The following is a 17,676-nucleotide window of genomic DNA, read 5'->3' as shown; positions in this document are numbered from 1 at the left end:
TCCACGTGCCAAGCCTGGCAGTGGTCTGCATACAGTGCAAGACGGCAGGCCACAGGGGGAGGGGGCACAAATAGGACAGTCGATCGGCGGATGGAACGGCGGATGGAACGCGCCCCCCTGCGGTGTCGAGCACGCCGGCTTTTCTCGCGTCCAGCCTGGCACCGCGCACAGTCGCGTGCAAGGCCGTCTGCCACTCTCCTGCGCGGATCGTCAACTGGCCGATGCCGGACGGCACAAGGCGCCCGATCCCGCTCTGCGAGGTCATCGCGGCTACACCGGACCCGTGGGGCCGGGCTTGCGCTCGGGGTCGTCGAGCAGAATGGCCAGATGCCGGCCGACATGCCCGTCCCAGCGCTCCGGGCCGAGGGCGAGCGCGTCGTTGCGCCACTTGCCGACGCTCTCCGCCAGTGAGCCGAGCCCCCGGTCCGCGAGGATCTCGCCGATCGCGTCCTGGAAGTCGGAGTCGGAGCAGTCCGAGCGGTGCCAGATCATCGCCGGCACCCCGGCCCGCAGCCCCGCGAGCACCTCCCGGCGGCCGGTGCCCGAGTCGGCGCCCGGCGGCTCGCTGAGCACCAGGCACACGGCGTGCCGGTCCTCCTTCAGCTCCCGCTCCAGATGGAAGAAGTACGCCCCGTCCTGCGCCGGACGCCCCCAGTGCGGGCGGCTGTCCGCCGGGCGCTCCTTCAGCTGTCGCCACTTGTGATGCCAGGCGCGGTGCCACGCGGCCCGCTGGAGCCTCTCCAGCGAGCGCACGACGATGGGGTAGTCCATCGCCAGCGGGGTCGGCTCGGGGTGGCCGGAATCCTTCGCCCACCACTCCACGGGCTCATTGAGCAGCTCCCAGGGGAGCACGAACTCCAGGATCACCGGCTGGCGCAGATCGGCCCAGCGCGCCTCGGACTCCTCGATCAGCCGCTCCACCGCCCCCGGCAGCTCCGCCCGGCACAGATGGACGGTCTCGCCGCGCACCGGGTGCCAGCCCTCGGAGTCGGACTGGCGCCAGTGCGAGAGGTAGTAGCGGTCGGTCTCGTTCCGGTCCGGCTCGAACTGGATCATCAAGTAGGCCGGCACCAGTGAGGGCGGGGGCTGCGGGAACTCCGAGTGCTGCCACTCGGACAGCCGGTCCTCCACCCGCAGCTCCTGGGCCCGGCCGCGGTTGAAGCGGCGCAGCTCCTCGGCGGCCTCCGCGCGGCCCTCCTCCATCAGCCGGTCGGCGGACAGCGCCAGGAAGGCCATGCTCGGCGGGAGCTCGTCGGCCGGGGAGTTCTCACCGGCCAGCCGCAGGAAGACCTGCCAGCCCGTCTGGCACCAGTGCGGCAGCTCCTGCACCCGGGAGCGGCTCGCACGCCGGGCCATGGCGGCCAGCTCGGCGGAGCGCAGCGACTCCAGGAGCGGCCGCAGATGTCCGAGGTCGGCGCTGTTGAAGAAGTCGACGGCCTCCCACTCGTCCACGAGCGGCCATAACGCTGCGACCGAGGCCGACTGCTGTTCCACGTACTCCAGCGACCGCACCAGACAGGCCGGGCCGTCACCGACCGCCGTACACGCCTTGACGACCTGGAGCAGCCAGGGCCGCAGCCGGTCACCGCCGAACGGCTCCACCGGCGAGCCCAGTTCGTCGGCGAGCATCTCCCGCCATAACTCGCGGCTGCTCGTCTGTTTCACCGTCGCCGACTCCTGGAGCGCGTCCACGATGGCTACGACCAGCTCATTGCGGACCCGTTCCGGACTGCGCCCTCTCACCCCGTGACCTCCCCAGCCGGCGCGGTTCCGTTGTGCCGACCAGGGTACGGCCGCGAAGGGTCCCATGGCAGGGCCTGTGAGAGGAAGGGAGAGCCCCCTGTCGGATTCGAACCGACGACCTTCGCTTTACAAGAGCGGCGCTCTGACCAGCTGAGCTAAGGAGGCGCGCACGTACGTGCCCGTGCAGTGTACCCACGACCCGGCGTGCCCCTGTCGAAAATTTCCGCGAAGTTCACAGGGGTCCGGGTACTGACAGACCAGGTGAACGGCAGGTACCGTCCGAGGTCAGTCCACTCACATGGACTACACCACCACCTTCCTACAACGGATCGTCCGGCACGTTCCTGCCGGTAGAAGGGGGCCCATTCACCATGGCCACTGTCTCGTTCGACAAGGCGACCCGGATCTACCCGGGTTCCGAGAAGCCCGCCGTAGACGCGCTCGACATCGAGATCGAGGACGGAGAGTTCCTCGTTCTGGTCGGCCCGTCCGGCTGCGGCAAGTCCACCTCGCTCCGCATGCTGGCGGGGCTTGAGGACGTCAACTCCGGCGTCATCCGCATCGGCGACCGCGACGTCACCCACCTGCCGCCGAAGGACCGGGACATCGCCATGGTGTTCCAGAACTACGCGCTCTACCCGCACATGACGGTCGCCGACAACATGGGCTTCGCGCTCAAGATCGCCGGTGTGCCGAAGGCGGAGATCCGCCAGAAGGTCGAGGACGCGGCGAAGATCCTCGACCTCACCGAGTACCTCGGCCGCAAGCCGAAGGCCCTCTCCGGCGGTCAGCGCCAGCGTGTGGCGATGGGCCGCGCGATCGTGCGTGAGCCGCAGGTCTTCCTCATGGACGAGCCGCTGTCGAACCTCGACGCCAAGCTCCGTGTCTCCACCCGTACGCAGATCGCCTCGCTCCAGCGCCGTCTGGGCATCACCACGGTCTACGTCACCCACGACCAGGTCGAGGCCATGACGATGGGCGACCGCGTGGCCGTGCTGAAGGACGGTCTGCTCCAGCAGATCGACTCCCCGCGCAACATGTACGACCGCCCGGCCAACCTCTTCGTCGCCGGCTTCATCGGCTCCCCCGCCATGAACCTGGTCGAGGTCCCGATCACCGACGGCGGTGTGAAGTTCGGCAACAGCGTCGTCCCGGTCAACCGTGACGCCCTGAAGGCCGCCTCCGACAAGGGCGACCGCACGGTCACCGTCGGCGTCCGACCCGAGCACTTCGACATCGTCGAGCAGAACGGCGGCGCCGCCGCTGCCCTGGCCAAGGACACCGAGGACGCCCCGGCCGGTCTCGCGGTCTCCGTCAACGTCGTCGAGGAGCTCGGCGCCGACGGTTACGTCTACGGCAGCGCCAAGGTCGGCGACGAGCTGAAGGACCTGGTCGTCCGCGTCAGCGGCCGCTCGGTGCCGGAGAAGGGCGCCACGCTGCACGTCGTGCCGCGTCCGGGCGAGACCCACGTGTTCTCGACCTCCACGGGTGAGCGCCTCTCCGACTGACCTCTCCGGCTGACCCGAACGAATCGGGTGTATCGCCCAGGTTGACGAGATGGGCCCCACAGAGTGCTGTGGGGCCCATCTCGTTGTCGACAAATACCCCGGCATAGGGCTCATTTCGAGCAGTGGGCGTCAACCCCTTACCCAAAAAGAGGCACCTCTTCATCCCCCGAACCGGTGACTAAATGTCGCCAAATCATTACCGGACGCTACCCTCACTCGCGTGAAGCACTCCACTAACCAACAGACGCGTCGCGGCCGGGGCCCCGCCCGCCGGATCGGCCGCTCCCTCGCCCTCGTCCTGCCCGTCGTCCTGGTGCTCTCCGGGACCCTCGCGGTCACCCGGGTCAACTGGTCGGGGAACCCCTCGAACTCGGTGCTCACGGCCTCGGAGGCGTCGGTGTCGGACGCCAAGCCCCGTTCCGTGTCCCGCGCCCCGCAGGACGTGCTGCGCGACCAGCTCCTGGCCGAGCTCCACCGGGAGAACCCGGGCGCCGCGCTCACCCACCTCCAGCAGGCCGTCAACGGCCGCCCGTCGCTGGCCAGGCACTGCGCCTCCATCGCCCGGGCCCTCGGCCGAGCCGCGGTCCTCGCCTACGGCCCGACACGCGCCCAGTCCTACGCCCGCCCGGTCTGCGACACGTCCTTCGCGACGGGAGTGGCGGCGGCGCACAGCTGACGAGAAGGGACCTCGGGGTCTGGAGGGGGCTCGGGGCCGTCAGGCCCCAGCCCCCTCCAGGGGGCGCGGGGCTCTGCTCGATATGCGGCTCCGCCGCGTGGGCGCGACCAGCCCCCACACAGCCGCGCCCGCACAGCACACAGCACCCCCCACCCCCGTGGGCACCGCGGCCACATACAGTTCGGGACATGACCGATCCGCACGCCGCCGCCCGCCCCGTACAAGCTGTGATCCTGGCCGGAGGCCAGGGCTCCCGGCTGCGCCCGTACACCGACGACCGGCCCAAGCCGATGGTCGAGATCCCCGGCACGGGGACGCCGATCATCGGCCATCAGCTTGCGTGGCTCGCCGAGGAGGGCGTGAGGGACGTGGTGGTCAGCTGTGGCCACCTCGCGGATGTCCTCAAGGACTGGCTGGCGTCGGCGGACCTTCCGGTGCGGGTGACCACCGTCGTCGAGACCGAGCCCCTCGGCCGCGGCGGTGGCCTCAAGTACGCCGCCGCCCATCTCCCGCACCCCGGCCGGCCCTGGTACGCCACGAACGGCGACATCTGGACCCGGTTCTCGCTGCGTGACATGGCGGACTTCCACGCGGAGCGTGACGCCGTCGCGACCCTCGCCCTGGCGCGGCCGCGGATCCCCTGGGGAGCCGTGCAGACGGACGGATTCGGGCACGTCACCGACTTCATCGAGTCGCCGCCCACGACGTACGAGATCAATGCGGGTGTGTACGTCTTCTCGGCCGACTTCGCCTCGATGCTTCCCGAGCGGGGGGACCATGAGCGGACGACGTTTCCGCGGCTGGCCCGGGAGCGGAAGCTTGCGGGCTTCCCGCTTCCTCAGGGCGCGTACTGGCGGGCCATTGATACGGCGAAGGATCTCACCGAAGCTGCGAAGGAGCTGTCGGCTCTTCGTTCCTAGTGCGGGCCGGGCGCGCCCACGCGGCGGAGCCGCATATGAAAGGAGCCCCGCGCCCCTGAGGAGCGCGGGGAACCAGGTGGGTTCTTGTGTTCTGCCGGTGGGCTAACCCAGAATCCCGCCCACCGGCCCATCTACCCCAACAGGCCGCCTACCAGGCCCGGTTCACCGGAGCTGGATCCTCCGCCTCCCGTGCCGCCCGGCGTGCCTGTGCCGCCGCCGGTGGTGCCGCCTGAGGTCGGGCCCGAGCTGGTGCTGGGGGCCTGGTCCGCGGGGGTGGACTGCTGGGGCGGGGCCTGGCCCCCGGTGCCCTGTGTCTGGCTCGGGGTGCCTGCCGTGCTGGTGTCCCGCGTGGCGCCCGGCGTCGTGGCGGCGCCCGCCGTGGGGGCCGCCGAGGTGGCGCCCTGGGTGGGGGCCGTGGAGGCCGACGGAGTGCGCGACTGGCGCTTGCCGGGCTCCGACGGGAGCGGGGAGCCGGGGAGTTCGTTGCGCGGGGCCTCGCCGGGGCCCGGGACGACCACGCGGTCGGAGTCGCGGACGGCGCCGCCGAGCAGCGAGCCGATCAGCAGGGTCAGGCCGGTCACGATGGCGGTCACCAGGGCGCCGCGCCGCAGGACGTAGCGGCGCAGGTCCCAGATGTCGGCGCGAGGGCCGAGGCGACGCCAGGCGCTGCCCGCGAGGCGGCCGTCGATCGAGTAGACGGGGGCGCCGGCGATGATCAGCGGGGACCAGGCGGCCAGATAGATGATGTCGGGGGCGTCGTAGACGGGGACGCTCTTCCAGCTGACGGTGACGAGCAGCGCGGCCGACAGCAGCGCGCCGACCACCGCGGCGACCCGCTGCCAGCAGCCCAGCACCGTGAGGACGCCCACGATCACCTGGAAGAAGGCGATCACCAGGCCGGAGCCGACGGGGTGTTCGAGGGCGAACTGGCGCAGCGGCTCGGCGACTTCCCACGGGTGCAGGGTGTTCAGCCACTTCACCATCGAGCCGCGCTTGCCGCCGTCGAAATAGACGGGGTCGCAGAGCTTGCCCATGCCGGCGTAGATGGAGATGAAGCCGAGGAAGATGCGCAGCGGGAGCAGGACGACGCCCAAGTTCATGCGGCGGCCCGGGTAGTAGGCGTGCCGCGCGGGGTCGTCGCCGTGCCGCCTGGACCGGGGTCCGTCGTCCGGCTCGCCGAACTCCCGGCCGTCGTGGCCGAGTTCCTCGTCGTAGGCGCTGCCGACCTGGCGCATGTCGGGCAGCAGCCGGGTGCCGTCGCCGTCGGGCGGGGTGCGCTGGGCGCCGACCACGGGGGTCTCGACGGTCTGGGCGAGATCGTCGTAACCGTCGCCGCCGTAGCCGTCGTTGACGTCGACGCGCGGGATGACCTGGGTGGCGCCGGCGTCGGCCGGTTCCTCGGCGTGTCCGACGCCCGCGCCCCGCACCGCCTGGAGGAGCCGGTGGGCCCCGGTGTCGTCGGGTGCGGACTTGCCGCTCCAGACGACGGGCCGGCGGCGGGCGGCGGCCCCGGTGCCGACCACGGGCATCCGGGCGGTGTCCTCGGTGGCGCTCAAGTGCCGTGCGATCCGCGGCGATTGGCCGCGTCTCGTCGACGCGCCCAACTGCACGCGGAAACTCGCATGATTGACGATGATCTGCGCCGGATCGCTCGGCACCTTCACCATGCTCAGCGCGGGAGCGTCGTCGAATCCCGACGAGCGGTCCCCCGTGGGTGTGCGGGGTGTTCTGGTGTCCACACTCATCTAACCGAGTGACGTGTGTTTAGGACACTGCTTTGACCTGCCGGATCTGTCCGGACCGCGTCAAGCTTGTCCTGGACGACCGGATCGCCCCGCGCGGGTGACGGCGCGGACGCGTGTTCAGCCGCGTCCGCGCGCCGCCTCGTACAGCACGATCCCCGCCGCCACACCGGCGTTCAGCGACTCGGCGCCGCCCGGCATCGGGATCCGCACCCGGAAGTCACAGGTTTCGCCGACCAGTCGGGACAGGCCCTTGCCCTCGCTGCCGACCACGATGACGACCGGGCCGTGCAGGGCCTCCAGCTCGCCGACCTCGTGCTCTCCGTCGGCGGCGAGGCCGACGACGGCGATGCCCGCCTTCTTGTACGCCTCAAGGGCGCGGGTGAGGTTGGTGGCACGGGCGACCGGGGTGCGGGCCGCGGTGCCGGCGGACGTCTTCCAGGCACCGGCGGTCATACCCGCCGCGCGGCGCTCCGGTACGACGACGCCGTGGCCGCCGAAGGCGGACACCGAGCGGACGACGGCGCCCAGGTTCCGGGGGTCCGTCACTCCGTCGAGGGCGACGATGAGCGGGTCCTCGCCCTCGTCGTAGGCGGCGCTGGCCAGGTCCTCGGGGTGGGCGTACTCGTACGGCGGGACCTGGAGGACCAGGCCCTGGTGGTTGAGCCCGTTGGTCATGCGGTCGAGCTCGGGGCGGGGGGCCTCCATGAGGTGGATGCCGCCGCGCTCACCGACGAGCTGGAGGGCCTCGCGGACGCGCTCGTCGTTGTCGATGAACTGCTGGACGTACAGCGTCACCGCGGGCACGCCCTCGCGCAGCGCCTCCACGACGGGGTTACGGCCGACGACCATCTCGGACGTGCCCTTGCCGCCGCGCCCGCGCGGTGCGGGACGGCGCGCCGTCTGCTTCGCCTTGGCGGTGGCGATGCGGTTCTTCTTGTGCCCCTTGCGCATCTCGGCGGGCGGCGTCGGGCCCTTGCCTTCCAGGCCCCGGCGTCGCTGGCCGCCACTGCCGACCTGCGCGCCCTTCTTGCCGGACATGCGGCGGTTGTTCGCGGCCATGACCTACCTGTCTCTGTGTAGCGGTGACGTACGTATGTCTCTGCAGTGTGCCGCCCGGAGGGCCGGGCGGCACAATCGATCACTGCGCTCAGCGCGCGCCGAGGCTCCAGCGCGGCCCCTGCGGGCTGTCCTCGATGACCAGTCCCGACTGCCCGAGCTGGTCCCGGATGGCGTCCGCGGTGGCCCAGTCCTTACGGGCCCGGGCCGCCTCACGCTGGTCCAGGACGAGGCGTACGAGGCTGTCGACCACGCCGTGCAGGTCCTGGCCCCGGTCCGTCTCTCCCGCCCAGTGCGGGTCGAGCGGGTCCAGACCGAGGACGCCGAGCATGGCGCGCACCTCGGCGAGGCGGGCCACGGCGGCTTCCTTGTCGTCGGCGGCGAGGGCGGAGTTGCCCTGCCGGACGGTGGTGTGCACGACGGCGAGCGCTCCCGGGACACCCAGGTCGTCGTCCATCGCCTCGGCGAAGGCGGTCGGCACCTCGGCGGCGGGCTCGACGGCGTGACCGGCCATCTCGGTGACGCGCTGCACGAAACCCTCGATCCGCGCGAACGCCGACTCGGCCTCGCGCAGGGCCTCCTCGCTGTACTCGATCATCGAGCGGTAGTGCGGGGTGCCGAGGTAGTAGCGCAGCACGATGGGCCGCCAGGCCTTGACCATCTCGCTGACGAGCACGGAGTTGCCCAGCGACTTGGACATCTTCTCGCCGCTCATGGTGACCCAGGCGTTGTGCACCCAGTACCGGGCGAACTCGTCGCCGTAGGCCTTGGCCTGGGCGATCTCGTTCTCATGGTGCGGGAAGATCAGGTCCAGGCCGCCGCCGTGGATGTCGAAGGCGGAGCCCAGGTACTTGTGGGCCATCGCCGAGCACTCCAGGTGCCAGCCGGGCCGGCCGCGGCCCCACGGCGTCTCCCAGCTCGGCTCGCCCGGCTTGGCCGCCTTCCACATCGCGAAGTCCCGGGAGTCCCGCTTGCCCGTCTCGCCCTCGCCGGAGGGCTGGAGCAGGTTGTCCAGCTCCTGGTTGGACAGACGCAGGTACTCCGGGAAGGACTTCACGTCGAAGTAGACATTGCCGTCGGCCTCGTAGGCGTGGCCGCGTTCGATCAGGCCGCGCATCATCTCGACCATCTCGGTGACATGGCCGGTGGCACGCGGCTCGTACGTGGGCGGCAGGCAGCCGAGCGCGGTGTAGCCGTCGTTGAACGCGCGCTCGTTCTCGTACCCGATCGACCACCACGGGCGGCCCTGGTCGGCGGACTTGGTGATGATCTTGTCGTCGATGTCGGTGACATTGCGGATGAACGTGACGTCGTAGCCGCGGTACTCGAACCAGCGGCGCATGATGTCGAAGTTCAGCCCGGACCGGATGTGGCCGATGTGCGGGGCCGCCTGCACGGTGGCACCACACAGGTAGATCGAGACACAACCCGGCTGGAGCGGGGTGAAGTCACGGATCTGCCGGGCGCTGGTGTCGTACAGGCGAATAGTCACGAGTCCAGGGTAGTAGGCGATCCGTAGTGCATCCGACGGTTGTGGACAACCGTCAGCGCGGTGTTCTCGCCACCAGCGCGGTCGCCACCGCCATCAGCCCTTCACCCCTACCGGGGAACCCCAGTCCGTCCGTCGTCGCCCCGGACACCGAAACCGGCGCTCCCGCCGCCTCCGACAGGACCTTCTGGGCCTCGTCCCGGCGCTTGCCGATCTTCGGACGGGGGCCGACGACCTGCACCGCGATGTTGCCGATGGTGAACCCGGCCTCGCGGACGATCCTGGCCGCCTCCGTCAGCAGGACGACACCGGAGGCCCCCGACCACTCCGGGCGGCCCGTGCCGAAGTGCCGGCCCAGGTCGCCGAGCCCGGCGGCGGAGAAGAGGGCATTGCAGGCGGCGTGCGCGACGACATCCGCGTCGGAGTGGCCCGCCAGACCGGTGCCCTCCCACTTCAGGCCCGCGCACCACAGCTCGCGGCCCTCCTCGAAGGCGTGGATGTCGGTGCCGATGCCGACCTGGGGAAGCAGAGGTGCCTCAGAAGCCATCGTTGAGCCTCCGGCGCGCCAGGACCGCCTCCGCCAGGACCAGGTCCAGCGGCCGGGTGACCTTGAAGGCCTCCTCGTGACCGGGCACCACCAGGACCCGCAGGCCGAGCTGCTCGACCATGCCGGCGTCGTCGGTGACGTTGTCGGTGACCGTCTCGTGAGCGCGGACCAGGGTCGCCCGGTCGAAGCCCTGAGGCGTCTGCACGGCCCGCAGCCGGGCCCGCTCCGGAGTGGCGACGACCGGCTCGGGCACGCCCTCGGCACCGGCCGGCTCGACCTCCTTGACGGTGTCCGCGAGCGGCAGCGCGGGGACGACCGCGGAAGCACCGTCCCGTACGGCCTCGATGACGGCGTCGACGGTGTCCACCGGGACGAGCGGGCGGGCCGCGTCGTGCACGAGGACGATCTCGTACTCGGGCGGCAGCGCGTCCAGGCCGAGCTTGACGGACTCCTGGCGGGAGTCACCGCCGGGGACCACCAGGAAGTCGGTCCGCTCGGGCAGCGCGTGCGCGTCGAGGAGGGACTTCACCTCGGCGGCGCCCTCGGGCGGGGCCACGACGACGACCAGGGAGACGGCACGGGACGCGGCCATCGCGCGCACCGCGTGGATGAGCATGGGGGTGCCGCCCAGCGCACGGAGTGCCTTGGGGGCGCCAGGACCGAGGCGTACACCGCGGCCGGCGGCCGGAATCACGGCAGCCGTACGAGCGGTCGCACTGGCCTGCGCGGGCGAAGGGCGCGATTCGTCAGACATCGGTTCCTGTCAGGTTTGTGTGCTGGCCTGGCGTGGGTATGGCCTGGGAAGTGCCGGGCGCGACGCCTTGACCAGACCCTTCCGTGACCCTGGTCGAGCCAGCTGCCCGGGCCCGGCACGCCAAGTATCGGGGGGAAGTCCCCCCGAGAGGTGTACGGCGTGAGGCGGCACGCACAAGCGAACATGCCGCAGCGCCCGGCGACAGTACGTACGTCATCGGGCACCGCGGCATTTCAGTGTGCTGAATGGCTGAGCCTGCCGGCTGCGGGCGTCAGGACGCGAGAACCTCGTCGAGCAGCGCCTCGGCCTTGTCCTCGTTGGTGTTCTCCGCGAGGGCGAGCTCGCTCACCAGGATCTGGCGGGCCTTGGCGAGCATGCGCTTCTCACCGGCGGAGAGTCCACGCTCGCGCTCACGACGCCACAGGTCACGGACGACTTCCGCGACCTTGATGACATCGCCGGAGGCGAGCTTCTCCAGATTTGCCTTGTAACGACGAGACCAGTTCGTGGGCTCCTCGGCGTACGGCGCGCGCAGCACCTCGAAGACCCGGTCCAGCCCGTCCTGACCGACCACATCACGCACGCCGACGAACTCCGCATTGTCCGCTGGCACACGTACCGTCAGATCACCCTGGGCGACCTTCAGCACCAAGTAGGTCTTGTCCACGCCTTTGATCTGGCGAGTTTCGATGGCCTCGATCAGCGCGGCCCCGTGATGGGGATAGACCACGGTGTCGCCAACCTTGAACGTCATGTGACAGGTACCCCTTCCGTGGCTATCCAGGGTAACACGGAAACGGCAGCTTCTGAATGGTGTTTTCGCAGGTCAGGGCATATCTCGGGGCTTGACAACAGCAACAGGAACGTGCTGCGCGGGCCGACCGGAAGCAGGTATTCGCAGGTCGGAGCGGCTCTTCGGGGGAGGTGAAACGCTCACGTTACACACATCCGGAGGCCCCGCCAAGCGGACGAACATCCCGATATGTCCGCTTCCATGTGTGCGACTTCCGCTACTCCGTTCGGTGTCCGGAGTCGGGTACCGGACGAATCCGGAATTGATCACGAGGGGTGGTCGAGGCACAGTCGGTGATCAATTTCCGGACGGTCGCGCATTCCTTCACGGAAATTTCGCGCGCCGCAGTCGTGGGTATGCCCACGGGACTTATGTGAATGACGGACGAGCGCGGTGCCAAAGTGACTGACGGGTCGCTTGTGCGGGACGGGACGGGTGAAGCGGGACGCTCTTGTACGGCTCAGAGGAGGGTCGGGTGCGGCCGGGCGGGAACGGCTCGGTAACCTAAGGCCGCTGACAGACACTTAGGGCGGCTTTATGCGCCCGCCCCGTTCGAGTCAAGGAGTTGCCGCCGCCGTGAGCAGCAGCCTTCGACGCGGCGTCCTCGCCGCCGCCGCCATCACGTTCTCGATCCTTCCGCTCGCCGCGTGCGGAGCCGGCAACAACGCACAGACCCTGGAGATCAAGCCCGACAACGCCGCGACGACGGCCGGTGACATCAAGATCCAGAATGCCGTCGTCATCACGCAGCCCGACCCGGAGGCCGGCGGCCCGGCCGTCGTCGCCGCCACCCTCTTCAACAACGGCACCAGCGCCCAGACGCTGGAGTCGATCACCGTCGAGGGAGCCAGTGAGCCCGTCGAGCTCAAGGGCGCCAAGGGCAAGAGCCTGTCCATCCCGGCCGGTGGCTCGCTGGTCCTCGGCGGCGCGGAGAACGCCTCCGCGGTGCTGTCCAGCACGCCCGAGGATGTGAAGGACGGCAACGCCCAGCCGGTGACCTTCACCTTCAGCGAGACCGGCGACGTGACCCTGCGCGCCTTCGTGGTCCCGTCCGAGAGCTACTTCACCGGCTGGGGCCCGACCGAGGTCCCGTCCGCGCCGAGCGAGGACACCGCGTCCCCGACGGGCGAGGCCACCGAGGAGCCGACGGGCGGGGCCACGGGTGAGGCCACGGGTGAGGCCACCGGCGAGCCGGGCGGGGAAGCGTCCGGCACCGCGACCGACCCCGCCTCGGCCTCCTCGACGGAGTCGAACGCGGCTGCCGGCCACTGAGCGGACGTACGACACACAAGGGCGGGACCCCCGAGGGAGTCCCGCCCTTCGTCGTATCGCCTGTCAGGCGGCCTACGGTTCGAACTTGTAGCCCAGCCCGCGCACCGTCACCAGGTATCGCGGCGCGCCCGGGTCCGGCTCGATCTTTGCTCGCAGGCGCTTGACGTGGACGTCGAGGGTCTTGGTGTCGCCCACGTAGTCGGCGCCCCAGACACGGTCGATGAGCTGCATACGGGTCAGTACGCGGCCCGCGTTGCGCAGGAGCATCTCCAGGAGGTCGAACTCCTTGAGAGGGAGGTCGACCTTCGAGCCGGAGACCGTGACCACGTGGCGGTCGACGTCCATACGGACCGGACCCGCCTCCAGCGCGGCCGGGGTGACCTCCTCGGGCTCGCCGCGGCGGCGCAGGACGGCCCGGATACGGGCGACCAGCTCACGAGAGGAGAACGGCTTGGTGACATAGTCATCGGCTCCTATTTCCAGCCCGACGACCTTGTCGATCTCGCTGTCCTTGGCGGTCACCATGATGACGGGGACGTTGGAGCGGCCGCGCAGCTGGCGGCAGACCTCCGTGCCCGGCAGGCCGGGCAGCATCAGGTCGAGCAGGACGAGGTCGGCGCCGTTGCGCTCGAACTCGTCGAGTCCGTCGGGCCCGGTGGTCGCCACGGCGACCTCGAAGCCCTCTTTGCGAAGCATGTACGACAGGGCGTCTGAGAAGGATTCCTCGTCCTCGACGACGAGCACTCGGGTCACGGAAGGACCTCCGGGGCGGAAAGCGTTTGGTACGCGGCTGACTCGGGGGGTGTGTCGTGGGACGGATCGGCGGGGCGCCCGGCCTCGGCGTCGAGGACGGGATGCTGCTGAGCTCGGTCGCGGGCCGCGCCCGCCTCCGGCAGTCTCAGGGTGAACGTGGAGCCCTGTCCCTCGGAACTCCATACCGTGACCTCCCCGCCGTGCGAGGCGGCCACGTGCTTGACGATCGCCAGTCCGAGACCCGTACCGCCGGTGGCACGGGAACGGGCCGGGTCGACGCGGTAGAAGCGCTCGAAGATGCGCTCCTTGTCCTTGTCGGAGATGCCGATGCCCTGATCGGTCACGGCGATCTCGATATGGTCGCCGCCAGGTGCGGGCACCCGGCGGGCGGCTATACCGACGCGGGTACGGGCGGGCGAGTAGTTGACGGCGTTCTCGACGAGGTTGCCGAGGGCCGCGGCGAGCTGGCCGCGGTTGCCCCAGATGCTCAGGTCGGCGGTGCCGCCCGCGGCCATCGTGATCTGCTTGGTGCCGGCGGCGTGCCGGCAGCGGTCGATGGCCTCGGCCACCAGTTCGTCCACTCGAACGGGCTCGGCGTCCTCCAGCGGGTCGTCGTTCTGCACCCGGGAGAGGTCGATCAGCTCCTGGACGAGATTGGTGAGCCGGGTCGCCTCGATCTGCATACGCCCCGCGAAGCGCTCCACGGCCTCCGGGTCGTCCGAGGCGTCCATGACAGCCTCGGACAGCAGGGAGAGAGCGCCGACGGGGGTCTTGAGCTCGTGGCTGACATTGGCGACGAAGTCGCGCCGTACCGCCTCTATCCGCCGGGCCTCGGTGAGGTCCTCGACGAGCAGAAGCACCAGGCGGGAGCCGAGCGGCGCCACCCGGGCGGAGACCGCGAGGGCCTCGCCGCGGCCGGTGCCGCGCCGGGGCAGATCCAGCTCGACCTGGCGTATCTCGCCGTCGCGCCGGGTGTCCCGGGCCATCTGGAGCATCGGTTCCACCGACAGCCGGCCGCCGCGCACCAGCCCGAGGGCGTACGCGGCGGAGCTGGCCTTGACGACGGCGTCGGCCTCGTCCAGTACGACCGCGGAGGAGCGGAGCACGGACAGCACCGTGTCGACGCCCGGTGGCAGTACCGGATCGGTGTGCAGGGAGGTTCTGGTCGGTCGCGCCTGGTCGCGTTCGCTCCAGCGGAACGCCAGCATGGCGATGACGCCGGTGAGTACCCCGGCGATCGCTGCCGCTGCGGCGACCGCCGCGTTCACGTCCATGCATCCAGGTTAGGCATGGCCCCGGTCCTGGCCACAGCCATCCGAGTGCGAGCTCGAACACTCGTCGCCCAGAGTTCACCTTGGTGCCAGCAATGGTTCATTTGGGGTGGCAGAAACGGACGCGTGCAGGTCAGACGGTAGAAGCGTGGGGTGCGATAGCGCCGGTTCAGCAGGACGTGCACACTGGCCCCGGCCCCCGGAACCCCAAGAAACACGTACGAGAGGGAACCCTCATGCGGGACGCGTACCACGAGGAACTTGACTCGATCAGCGACAGCCTGGTGGAGATGGCCCGCCTGGTCGGGTCGGCGATCGGACGCGCGACGACCGCGATCCTCGACTCCGACCTCAAGCTGGCCGAAAGCGTGATCGAGGCCGACCAGAGGGTCGACGACCTCCAGCACGACCTGGAAGCGCGGGCGATAGCCCTGCTCGCGCGCCAGCAGCCGGTGGCGACCGATCTGCGGATCGTCGTCACCTCGCTGCGGATGTCCGCGGACCTGGAGCGCTCCGGAGACCTGGCCCAGCATGTGGCCAAGCTCACCCGGCTGCGCTATCCGGAGCGGGCCATTCCGCACGACCTGCACGCCACGATCCTGGAGATGGGTCAGCTCGCGCAGCGCCTGATGGCGAAGGCCGCCGAGGTCATCGTGACCAAGGACGTCGACCTGGCGCTCCAGATGGAGACCGACGACGACGAGATGGACCTGCTGCACCGCACGCTCTTCCAGCACCTGATGGACGAGCGCTGGAAGCACGGCATCGAGACCGCGGTCGACGTGACCCTGCTGGGCCGCTACTACGAGCGGTTCGCCGACCACGCGGTGGCGGTCGCCAAGCGCGTGGTGTTCCTGGTGACGGGTGAGCACGCGGACGAGCTCCAGCAGGACATCCAGTCGGTCACGGGCGTCGAGGGCGCCTGACGCACGCGGGGGCGTGCGTGAGAGCCCCTGTGCGCCGTTGATGCGCCCAGTGGAGCGGGCATGCAATGGGGAACAGGCACCAGCCTCGACGAGGAGGGACCATGGCCGACTCCCCCGGCACGCCCGGCACCACACCCGACCCCACGCAGGAGCGCCAGACCGAGCAGCCCGCAGAGATCAAGAACCTGATGCTGATCGGCGCGTGCGGCTGCGGTTCGGGGTGCCAGTGCGGTTGCCAGTCGGGCAACCCGTGCCAGTGCGGTTGATTGTTTTTGCTTACGACGGTGAAGGGCCCCGGCGCGACTGCCGGGGCCCTTCACCGTGCTCGCGGCTCTGTGGAGGCGCAGCATGGAAGGAGGACCGGAAGGAGGCGTGCCATGGGTCAGTTCATGGACGTACACCACGGGATGCAGGGCATCACGTCGGACCAGCTGCAGGAGGCCCACAAGGCGGACCTCGCGATAGAGAAGGACGAGGGGGTCCATTTCGAGCGGGCCTGGGCGGACCCGGAGTCCGGCACCGTCTACTGCCTCTCCGAGGCACCTTCGGCGGATGCCGTCCAGCGCATCCACGAGCGCGCCGGCCACAAGGCCGACGAGATCCACGCGGTGCCGCTGTCGGTGTGAGAGGAGACGGTGCGCGATGACGCGCTACATGGACGTCCACCACGGAATGCAGGGCATCACGGCGGAGCAGCTGCGCGCGGGCCACGAGGCCGCGGTCGCGGTCGAGAAGGAAGGAGGAGTCCACTTCGAACACGCCTGGGCGGACCCGGAGTCCGGCACGGTCTACTGCCTCTCCGAGGGCCCCTCACCGGAAGCGGTCCACCGCGCCCACGAACTCTCGGGGGCGTCGGGCCCGGACGAGATCCACGCGGTACCCCTGGCCGTTTGATTCCGGGAGCAGCGGCGGCGGCCCTCAGTCGCGGGCCGCGGTCGCGTACTGTTCGATGATCCGGGCCGCCTCCGCGAACGGCCTATGGAAGAACTCGCGGTCCTTGCGGACGCGGTAGTCGGCGAGGAGGGCGTGGATCTCCGCCTCGGCCCGATGGGCGTGGGCGGCCGTCCAGGCACCGCGCACGCCCCAGGGGATGATCACACCGGTGGCCGAGTTGATCTCCTTGGCCCGGGTGAGAGGGTCACGGTTGGTGTACCCGATCTTGAGCATCTCGGGTGTCTCGCGGGTGGAGAGCACGCAGACGAACCCACGGCCGTCGAGCGGAGCGGTGACGCCGCCGACAAGGCGACTCAGCCGCTCGGGGACCCCGCCCGCCTTGAGAAGGGCCAAGTCCCTGTCGGGCAAGGCCCCCTGCCCGCACCGAAACCGCAGGCAGGGGGCTTCTGCAATCGGGCCTACTTCTTCTTGCCCTGGTTCTTGACCGCCTCGATGGCCGCCGCGGCCGCCTCGGGGTCCAGGTAGGTGCCACCCGGGTTCAAGGGCTTGAAGTCGGCGTCGAGTTCGTAGGACAGGGGGATGCCCGTCGGGATGTTCAGGCCCGCGATGTCGGCGTCCGAGATGCCGTCCAGGTGCTTGACCAGGGCGCGGAGGCTGTTGCCGTGGGCGGCGACGAGGACCGTGCGGCCGGACAGGAGGTCCGGGACGATGCCGTCGTACCAGTACGGGAGCATGCGGATCACGACGTCCTTGAGGCACTCCGTGCGGGGGCGCAGCTCCGGGGGGATCGTCGCGTAGCGCGCGTCGTCGCTCTGCGAGAACTCCGTGCCGTCCTCAAGCGGCGGCGGCGGGGTGTCGTAGGAGCGGCGCCAGAGCATGAACTGCTCCTCGCCGAACTCGGCCAGGGTCTGGGCCTTGTCCTTGCCTTGGAGGGCGCCGTAGTGGCGCTCGTTCAGGCGCCAGCTGCGGTGGACGGGGATCCAGTGGCGGTCGGCCGCTTCCAGCGCCAGCTGCGCCGTGCGGATCGCCCGCTTCTGGAGGGACGTGTGGACCACGTCGGGGAGAAGGTCGGCGTCCTTCAGGAGCTCGCCGCCGCGGACTGCCTCCTTCTCGCCCTTCTCATTGAGATTGACGTCCACCCAGCCGGTGAACAGGTTCTTCGCGTTCCACTCGCTCTCGCCGTGGCGGAGGAGGATCAGCTTGTACGGTGCGTCGGCCATGGCAAGGAGCGTAATCGAACCTTCTGATCCCTTGCGCCCCCGACCAGAGGGCGGACGGTTGACGGGATCTGTTAATTGAGTGGCCCGCGAGCGCCAGGTCTTCGTAAGT

The 17,676-nt window shown here is 70.1% G+C and carries 19 protein-coding genes and 1 tRNA gene; 8 read left to right on the top strand and 12 right to left on the bottom strand.

The genetic code is table 11. The annotated features are described in order from the left end of the window. Window positions 1–270 precede the first annotated feature (270 nt). A complete protein-coding gene (locus tag RMT89_RS23500; RefSeq protein WP_315885749.1) occupies window positions 271–1,743 on the bottom strand; it encodes an effector-associated domain 2-containing protein in 1,473 nt (490 codons plus the stop codon). A 91-nt stretch (window positions 1,744–1,834) separates the two neighbouring features. Next, window positions 1,835–1,908 (bottom strand) — tRNA-Thr (locus RMT89_RS23495). 206 nt (window positions 1,909–2,114) lie between these two features. On the opposite strand from RMT89_RS23495, the gene RMT89_RS23490 reads away from it, so the two are divergent. From RMT89_RS23490 to RMT89_RS23480, 3 genes are all read left to right on the top strand, one after another. Next, window positions 2,115–3,251, top strand: a complete 1,137-nt coding sequence (locus RMT89_RS23490) for a sn-glycerol-3-phosphate ABC transporter ATP-binding protein UgpC (protein WP_315885748.1) — start codon at window positions 2,115–2,117, stop codon at window positions 3,249–3,251. A 220-nt stretch (window positions 3,252–3,471) separates the two neighbouring features. Continuing rightward, the gene (locus RMT89_RS23485) at window positions 3,472–3,927 is read left to right on the top strand and encodes a hypothetical protein (protein WP_315885747.1); all 456 of its coding nucleotides are present in this window, start codon (window positions 3,472–3,474) and stop codon (window positions 3,925–3,927) included. 188 nt (window positions 3,928–4,115) lie between these two features. After that, complete coding sequence (locus tag RMT89_RS23480) at window positions 4,116–4,847, top strand: nucleotidyltransferase family protein (RefSeq protein ID WP_315885746.1); 732 nt, start codon at window positions 4,116–4,118, stop codon at window positions 4,845–4,847. Between the two features lie 131 nt (window positions 4,848–4,978). Here RMT89_RS23480 and RMT89_RS23475 read toward each other — a convergent pair whose 3' ends face one another. The 6 genes from RMT89_RS23475 to RMT89_RS23450 all read right to left on the bottom strand — a co-directional run bounded on the left by RMT89_RS23475 (window position 4,979) and on the right by RMT89_RS23450 (window position 11,192). Beyond that, complete coding sequence (locus tag RMT89_RS23475) at window positions 4,979–6,592, bottom strand: DoxX family protein (protein ID WP_315885745.1); 1,614 nt, start codon at window positions 6,590–6,592, stop codon at window positions 4,979–4,981. A 117-nt stretch (window positions 6,593–6,709) separates the two neighbouring features. Then, window positions 6,710–7,651, bottom strand: a complete 942-nt coding sequence (gene rlmB, locus RMT89_RS23470) for a 23S rRNA (guanosine(2251)-2'-O)-methyltransferase RlmB (protein ID WP_315885744.1) — start codon at window positions 7,649–7,651, stop codon at window positions 6,710–6,712. A gap of 88 nt (window positions 7,652–7,739) precedes the next feature. Next, window positions 7,740–9,140, bottom strand: coding sequence for a cysteine--tRNA ligase (gene cysS, locus RMT89_RS23465; RefSeq protein ID WP_315885743.1), 1,401 nt, complete (start codon window positions 9,138–9,140; stop codon window positions 7,740–7,742). Between the two features lie 52 nt (window positions 9,141–9,192). Beyond that, on the bottom strand, window positions 9,193–9,684 hold the full coding sequence (gene ispF / locus RMT89_RS23460; RefSeq protein WP_315885742.1) for a 2-C-methyl-D-erythritol 2,4-cyclodiphosphate synthase: 492 nt from the start codon (window positions 9,682–9,684) through the stop codon (window positions 9,193–9,195). Then, window positions 9,674–10,438: a 2-C-methyl-D-erythritol 4-phosphate cytidylyltransferase gene (ispD, locus tag RMT89_RS23455; protein WP_315885741.1), complete on the bottom strand. Its 765-nt coding sequence runs from the start codon at window positions 10,436–10,438 to the stop codon at window positions 9,674–9,676. Before ispD ends, ispF begins: the two co-directional genes overlap by 11 nt. A gap of 271 nt (window positions 10,439–10,709) precedes the next feature. Continuing rightward, a complete protein-coding gene (locus tag RMT89_RS23450) occupies window positions 10,710–11,192 on the bottom strand; it encodes a CarD family transcriptional regulator (protein ID WP_003953493.1) in 483 nt (160 codons plus the stop codon). Window positions 11,193–11,807: 615 nt separating this feature from the next. On the opposite strand from RMT89_RS23450, the gene RMT89_RS23445 reads away from it, so the two are divergent. Then, on the top strand, window positions 11,808–12,503 hold the full coding sequence (locus RMT89_RS23445) for a DUF461 domain-containing protein (RefSeq protein WP_315885740.1): 696 nt from the start codon (window positions 11,808–11,810) through the stop codon (window positions 12,501–12,503). 72 nt (window positions 12,504–12,575) lie between these two features. Here RMT89_RS23445 and RMT89_RS23440 read toward each other — a convergent pair whose 3' ends face one another. Then, window positions 12,576–13,256 carry a response regulator transcription factor gene (locus tag RMT89_RS23440; protein WP_015659563.1) on the bottom strand — a complete coding sequence of 227 codons (681 nt, stop codon included), beginning with the start codon at window positions 13,254–13,256 and terminating at the stop codon, window positions 12,576–12,578. Beyond that, window positions 13,253–14,530: an ATP-binding protein gene (locus RMT89_RS23435; RefSeq protein ID WP_315885739.1), complete on the bottom strand. Its 1,278-nt coding sequence runs from the start codon at window positions 14,528–14,530 to the stop codon at window positions 13,253–13,255. The genes RMT89_RS23440 and RMT89_RS23435 overlap by 4 nt, the downstream gene beginning before the upstream one ends. A gap of 233 nt (window positions 14,531–14,763) precedes the next feature. On the opposite strand from RMT89_RS23435, the gene phoU reads away from it, so the two are divergent. The 4 genes from phoU (at window position 14,764) to RMT89_RS23415 (ending at window position 16,347) form a co-directional block, all read left to right on the top strand. Further along, the gene (phoU, locus tag RMT89_RS23430) at window positions 14,764–15,453 is read left to right on the top strand and encodes a phosphate signaling complex protein PhoU (protein WP_315885738.1); all 690 of its coding nucleotides are present in this window, start codon (window positions 14,764–14,766) and stop codon (window positions 15,451–15,453) included. Window positions 15,454–15,554: 101 nt separating this feature from the next. Further along, window positions 15,555–15,719 carry a hypothetical protein gene (locus RMT89_RS23425; RefSeq protein ID WP_315885737.1) on the top strand — a complete coding sequence of 55 codons (165 nt, stop codon included), beginning with the start codon at window positions 15,555–15,557 and terminating at the stop codon, window positions 15,717–15,719. A 111-nt stretch (window positions 15,720–15,830) separates the two neighbouring features. Then, window positions 15,831–16,079, top strand: a complete 249-nt coding sequence (locus tag RMT89_RS23420; RefSeq protein ID WP_315885736.1) for an SCO4226 family nickel-binding protein — start codon at window positions 15,831–15,833, stop codon at window positions 16,077–16,079. Window positions 16,080–16,095: 16 nt separating this feature from the next. After that, window positions 16,096–16,347, top strand: coding sequence for an SCO4226 family nickel-binding protein (locus RMT89_RS23415; RefSeq protein WP_315885735.1), 252 nt, complete (start codon window positions 16,096–16,098; stop codon window positions 16,345–16,347). Window positions 16,348–16,371: 24 nt separating this feature from the next. Here RMT89_RS23415 and RMT89_RS23410 read toward each other — a convergent pair whose 3' ends face one another. Both RMT89_RS23410 and RMT89_RS23405 read right to left on the bottom strand, forming a co-directional pair. Continuing rightward, on the bottom strand, window positions 16,372–16,755 hold the full coding sequence (locus RMT89_RS23410) for a GIY-YIG nuclease family protein (protein ID WP_315885734.1): 384 nt from the start codon (window positions 16,753–16,755) through the stop codon (window positions 16,372–16,374). Between the two features lie 50 nt (window positions 16,756–16,805). After that, complete coding sequence (locus tag RMT89_RS23405) at window positions 16,806–17,567, bottom strand: phosphoglyceromutase (RefSeq protein ID WP_315885733.1); 762 nt, start codon at window positions 17,565–17,567, stop codon at window positions 16,806–16,808. Window positions 17,568–17,676 lie beyond the last annotated feature (109 nt).

The sequence above is a fragment of the Streptomyces sp. P17 genome, from assembly GCF_032436805.1.
GTDB lineage: Bacteria > Actinomycetota > Actinomycetes > Streptomycetales > Streptomycetaceae > Streptomyces.
The sequence above is the reverse complement of the archived record's forward strand: the minus strand, read 5'-3'. Positions and strand labels throughout refer to the sequence as shown.

What these genes read in the sequence shown, in the direction of transcription:
- RMT89_RS23425 (WP_315885737.1), top strand. Translation starts at nt 15,555, where the DNA reads ATGGCCGACTCCCCCGGCACGCCCGGCACCACACCCGACCCCACGCAG.
- RMT89_RS23415 (WP_315885735.1), top strand. Translation starts at nt 16,096, where the DNA reads ATGACGCGCTACATGGACGTCCACCACGGAATGCAGGGCATCACGGCG.
- RMT89_RS23420 (WP_315885736.1), top strand. Translation starts at nt 15,831, where the DNA reads ATGGGTCAGTTCATGGACGTACACCACGGGATGCAGGGCATCACGTCG.
- RMT89_RS23435 (WP_315885739.1), bottom strand. Translation starts at nt 14,530, where the DNA reads ATGGACGTGAACGCGGCGGTCGCCGCAGCGGCAGCGATCGCCGGGGTA.
- RMT89_RS23490 (WP_315885748.1), top strand. Translation starts at nt 2,115, where the DNA reads ATGGCCACTGTCTCGTTCGACAAGGCGACCCGGATCTACCCGGGTTCC.
- rlmB (WP_315885744.1), bottom strand. Translation starts at nt 7,651, where the DNA reads ATGGCCGCGAACAACCGCCGCATGTCCGGCAAGAAGGGCGCGCAGGTC.
- RMT89_RS23480 (WP_315885746.1), top strand. Translation starts at nt 4,116, where the DNA reads ATGACCGATCCGCACGCCGCCGCCCGCCCCGTACAAGCTGTGATCCTG.
- phoU (WP_315885738.1), top strand. Translation starts at nt 14,764, where the DNA reads ATGCGGGACGCGTACCACGAGGAACTTGACTCGATCAGCGACAGCCTG.
- ispF (WP_315885742.1), bottom strand. Translation starts at nt 9,684, where the DNA reads ATGGCTTCTGAGGCACCTCTGCTTCCCCAGGTCGGCATCGGCACCGAC.
- RMT89_RS23475 (WP_315885745.1), bottom strand. Translation starts at nt 6,592, where the DNA reads ATGAGTGTGGACACCAGAACACCCCGCACACCCACGGGGGACCGCTCG.
- ispD (WP_315885741.1), bottom strand. Translation starts at nt 10,438, where the DNA reads ATGTCTGACGAATCGCGCCCTTCGCCCGCGCAGGCCAGTGCGACCGCT.
- RMT89_RS23450 (WP_003953493.1), bottom strand. Translation starts at nt 11,192, where the DNA reads ATGACGTTCAAGGTTGGCGACACCGTGGTCTATCCCCATCACGGGGCC.
- RMT89_RS23405 (WP_315885733.1), bottom strand. Translation starts at nt 17,567, where the DNA reads ATGGCCGACGCACCGTACAAGCTGATCCTCCTCCGCCACGGCGAGAGC.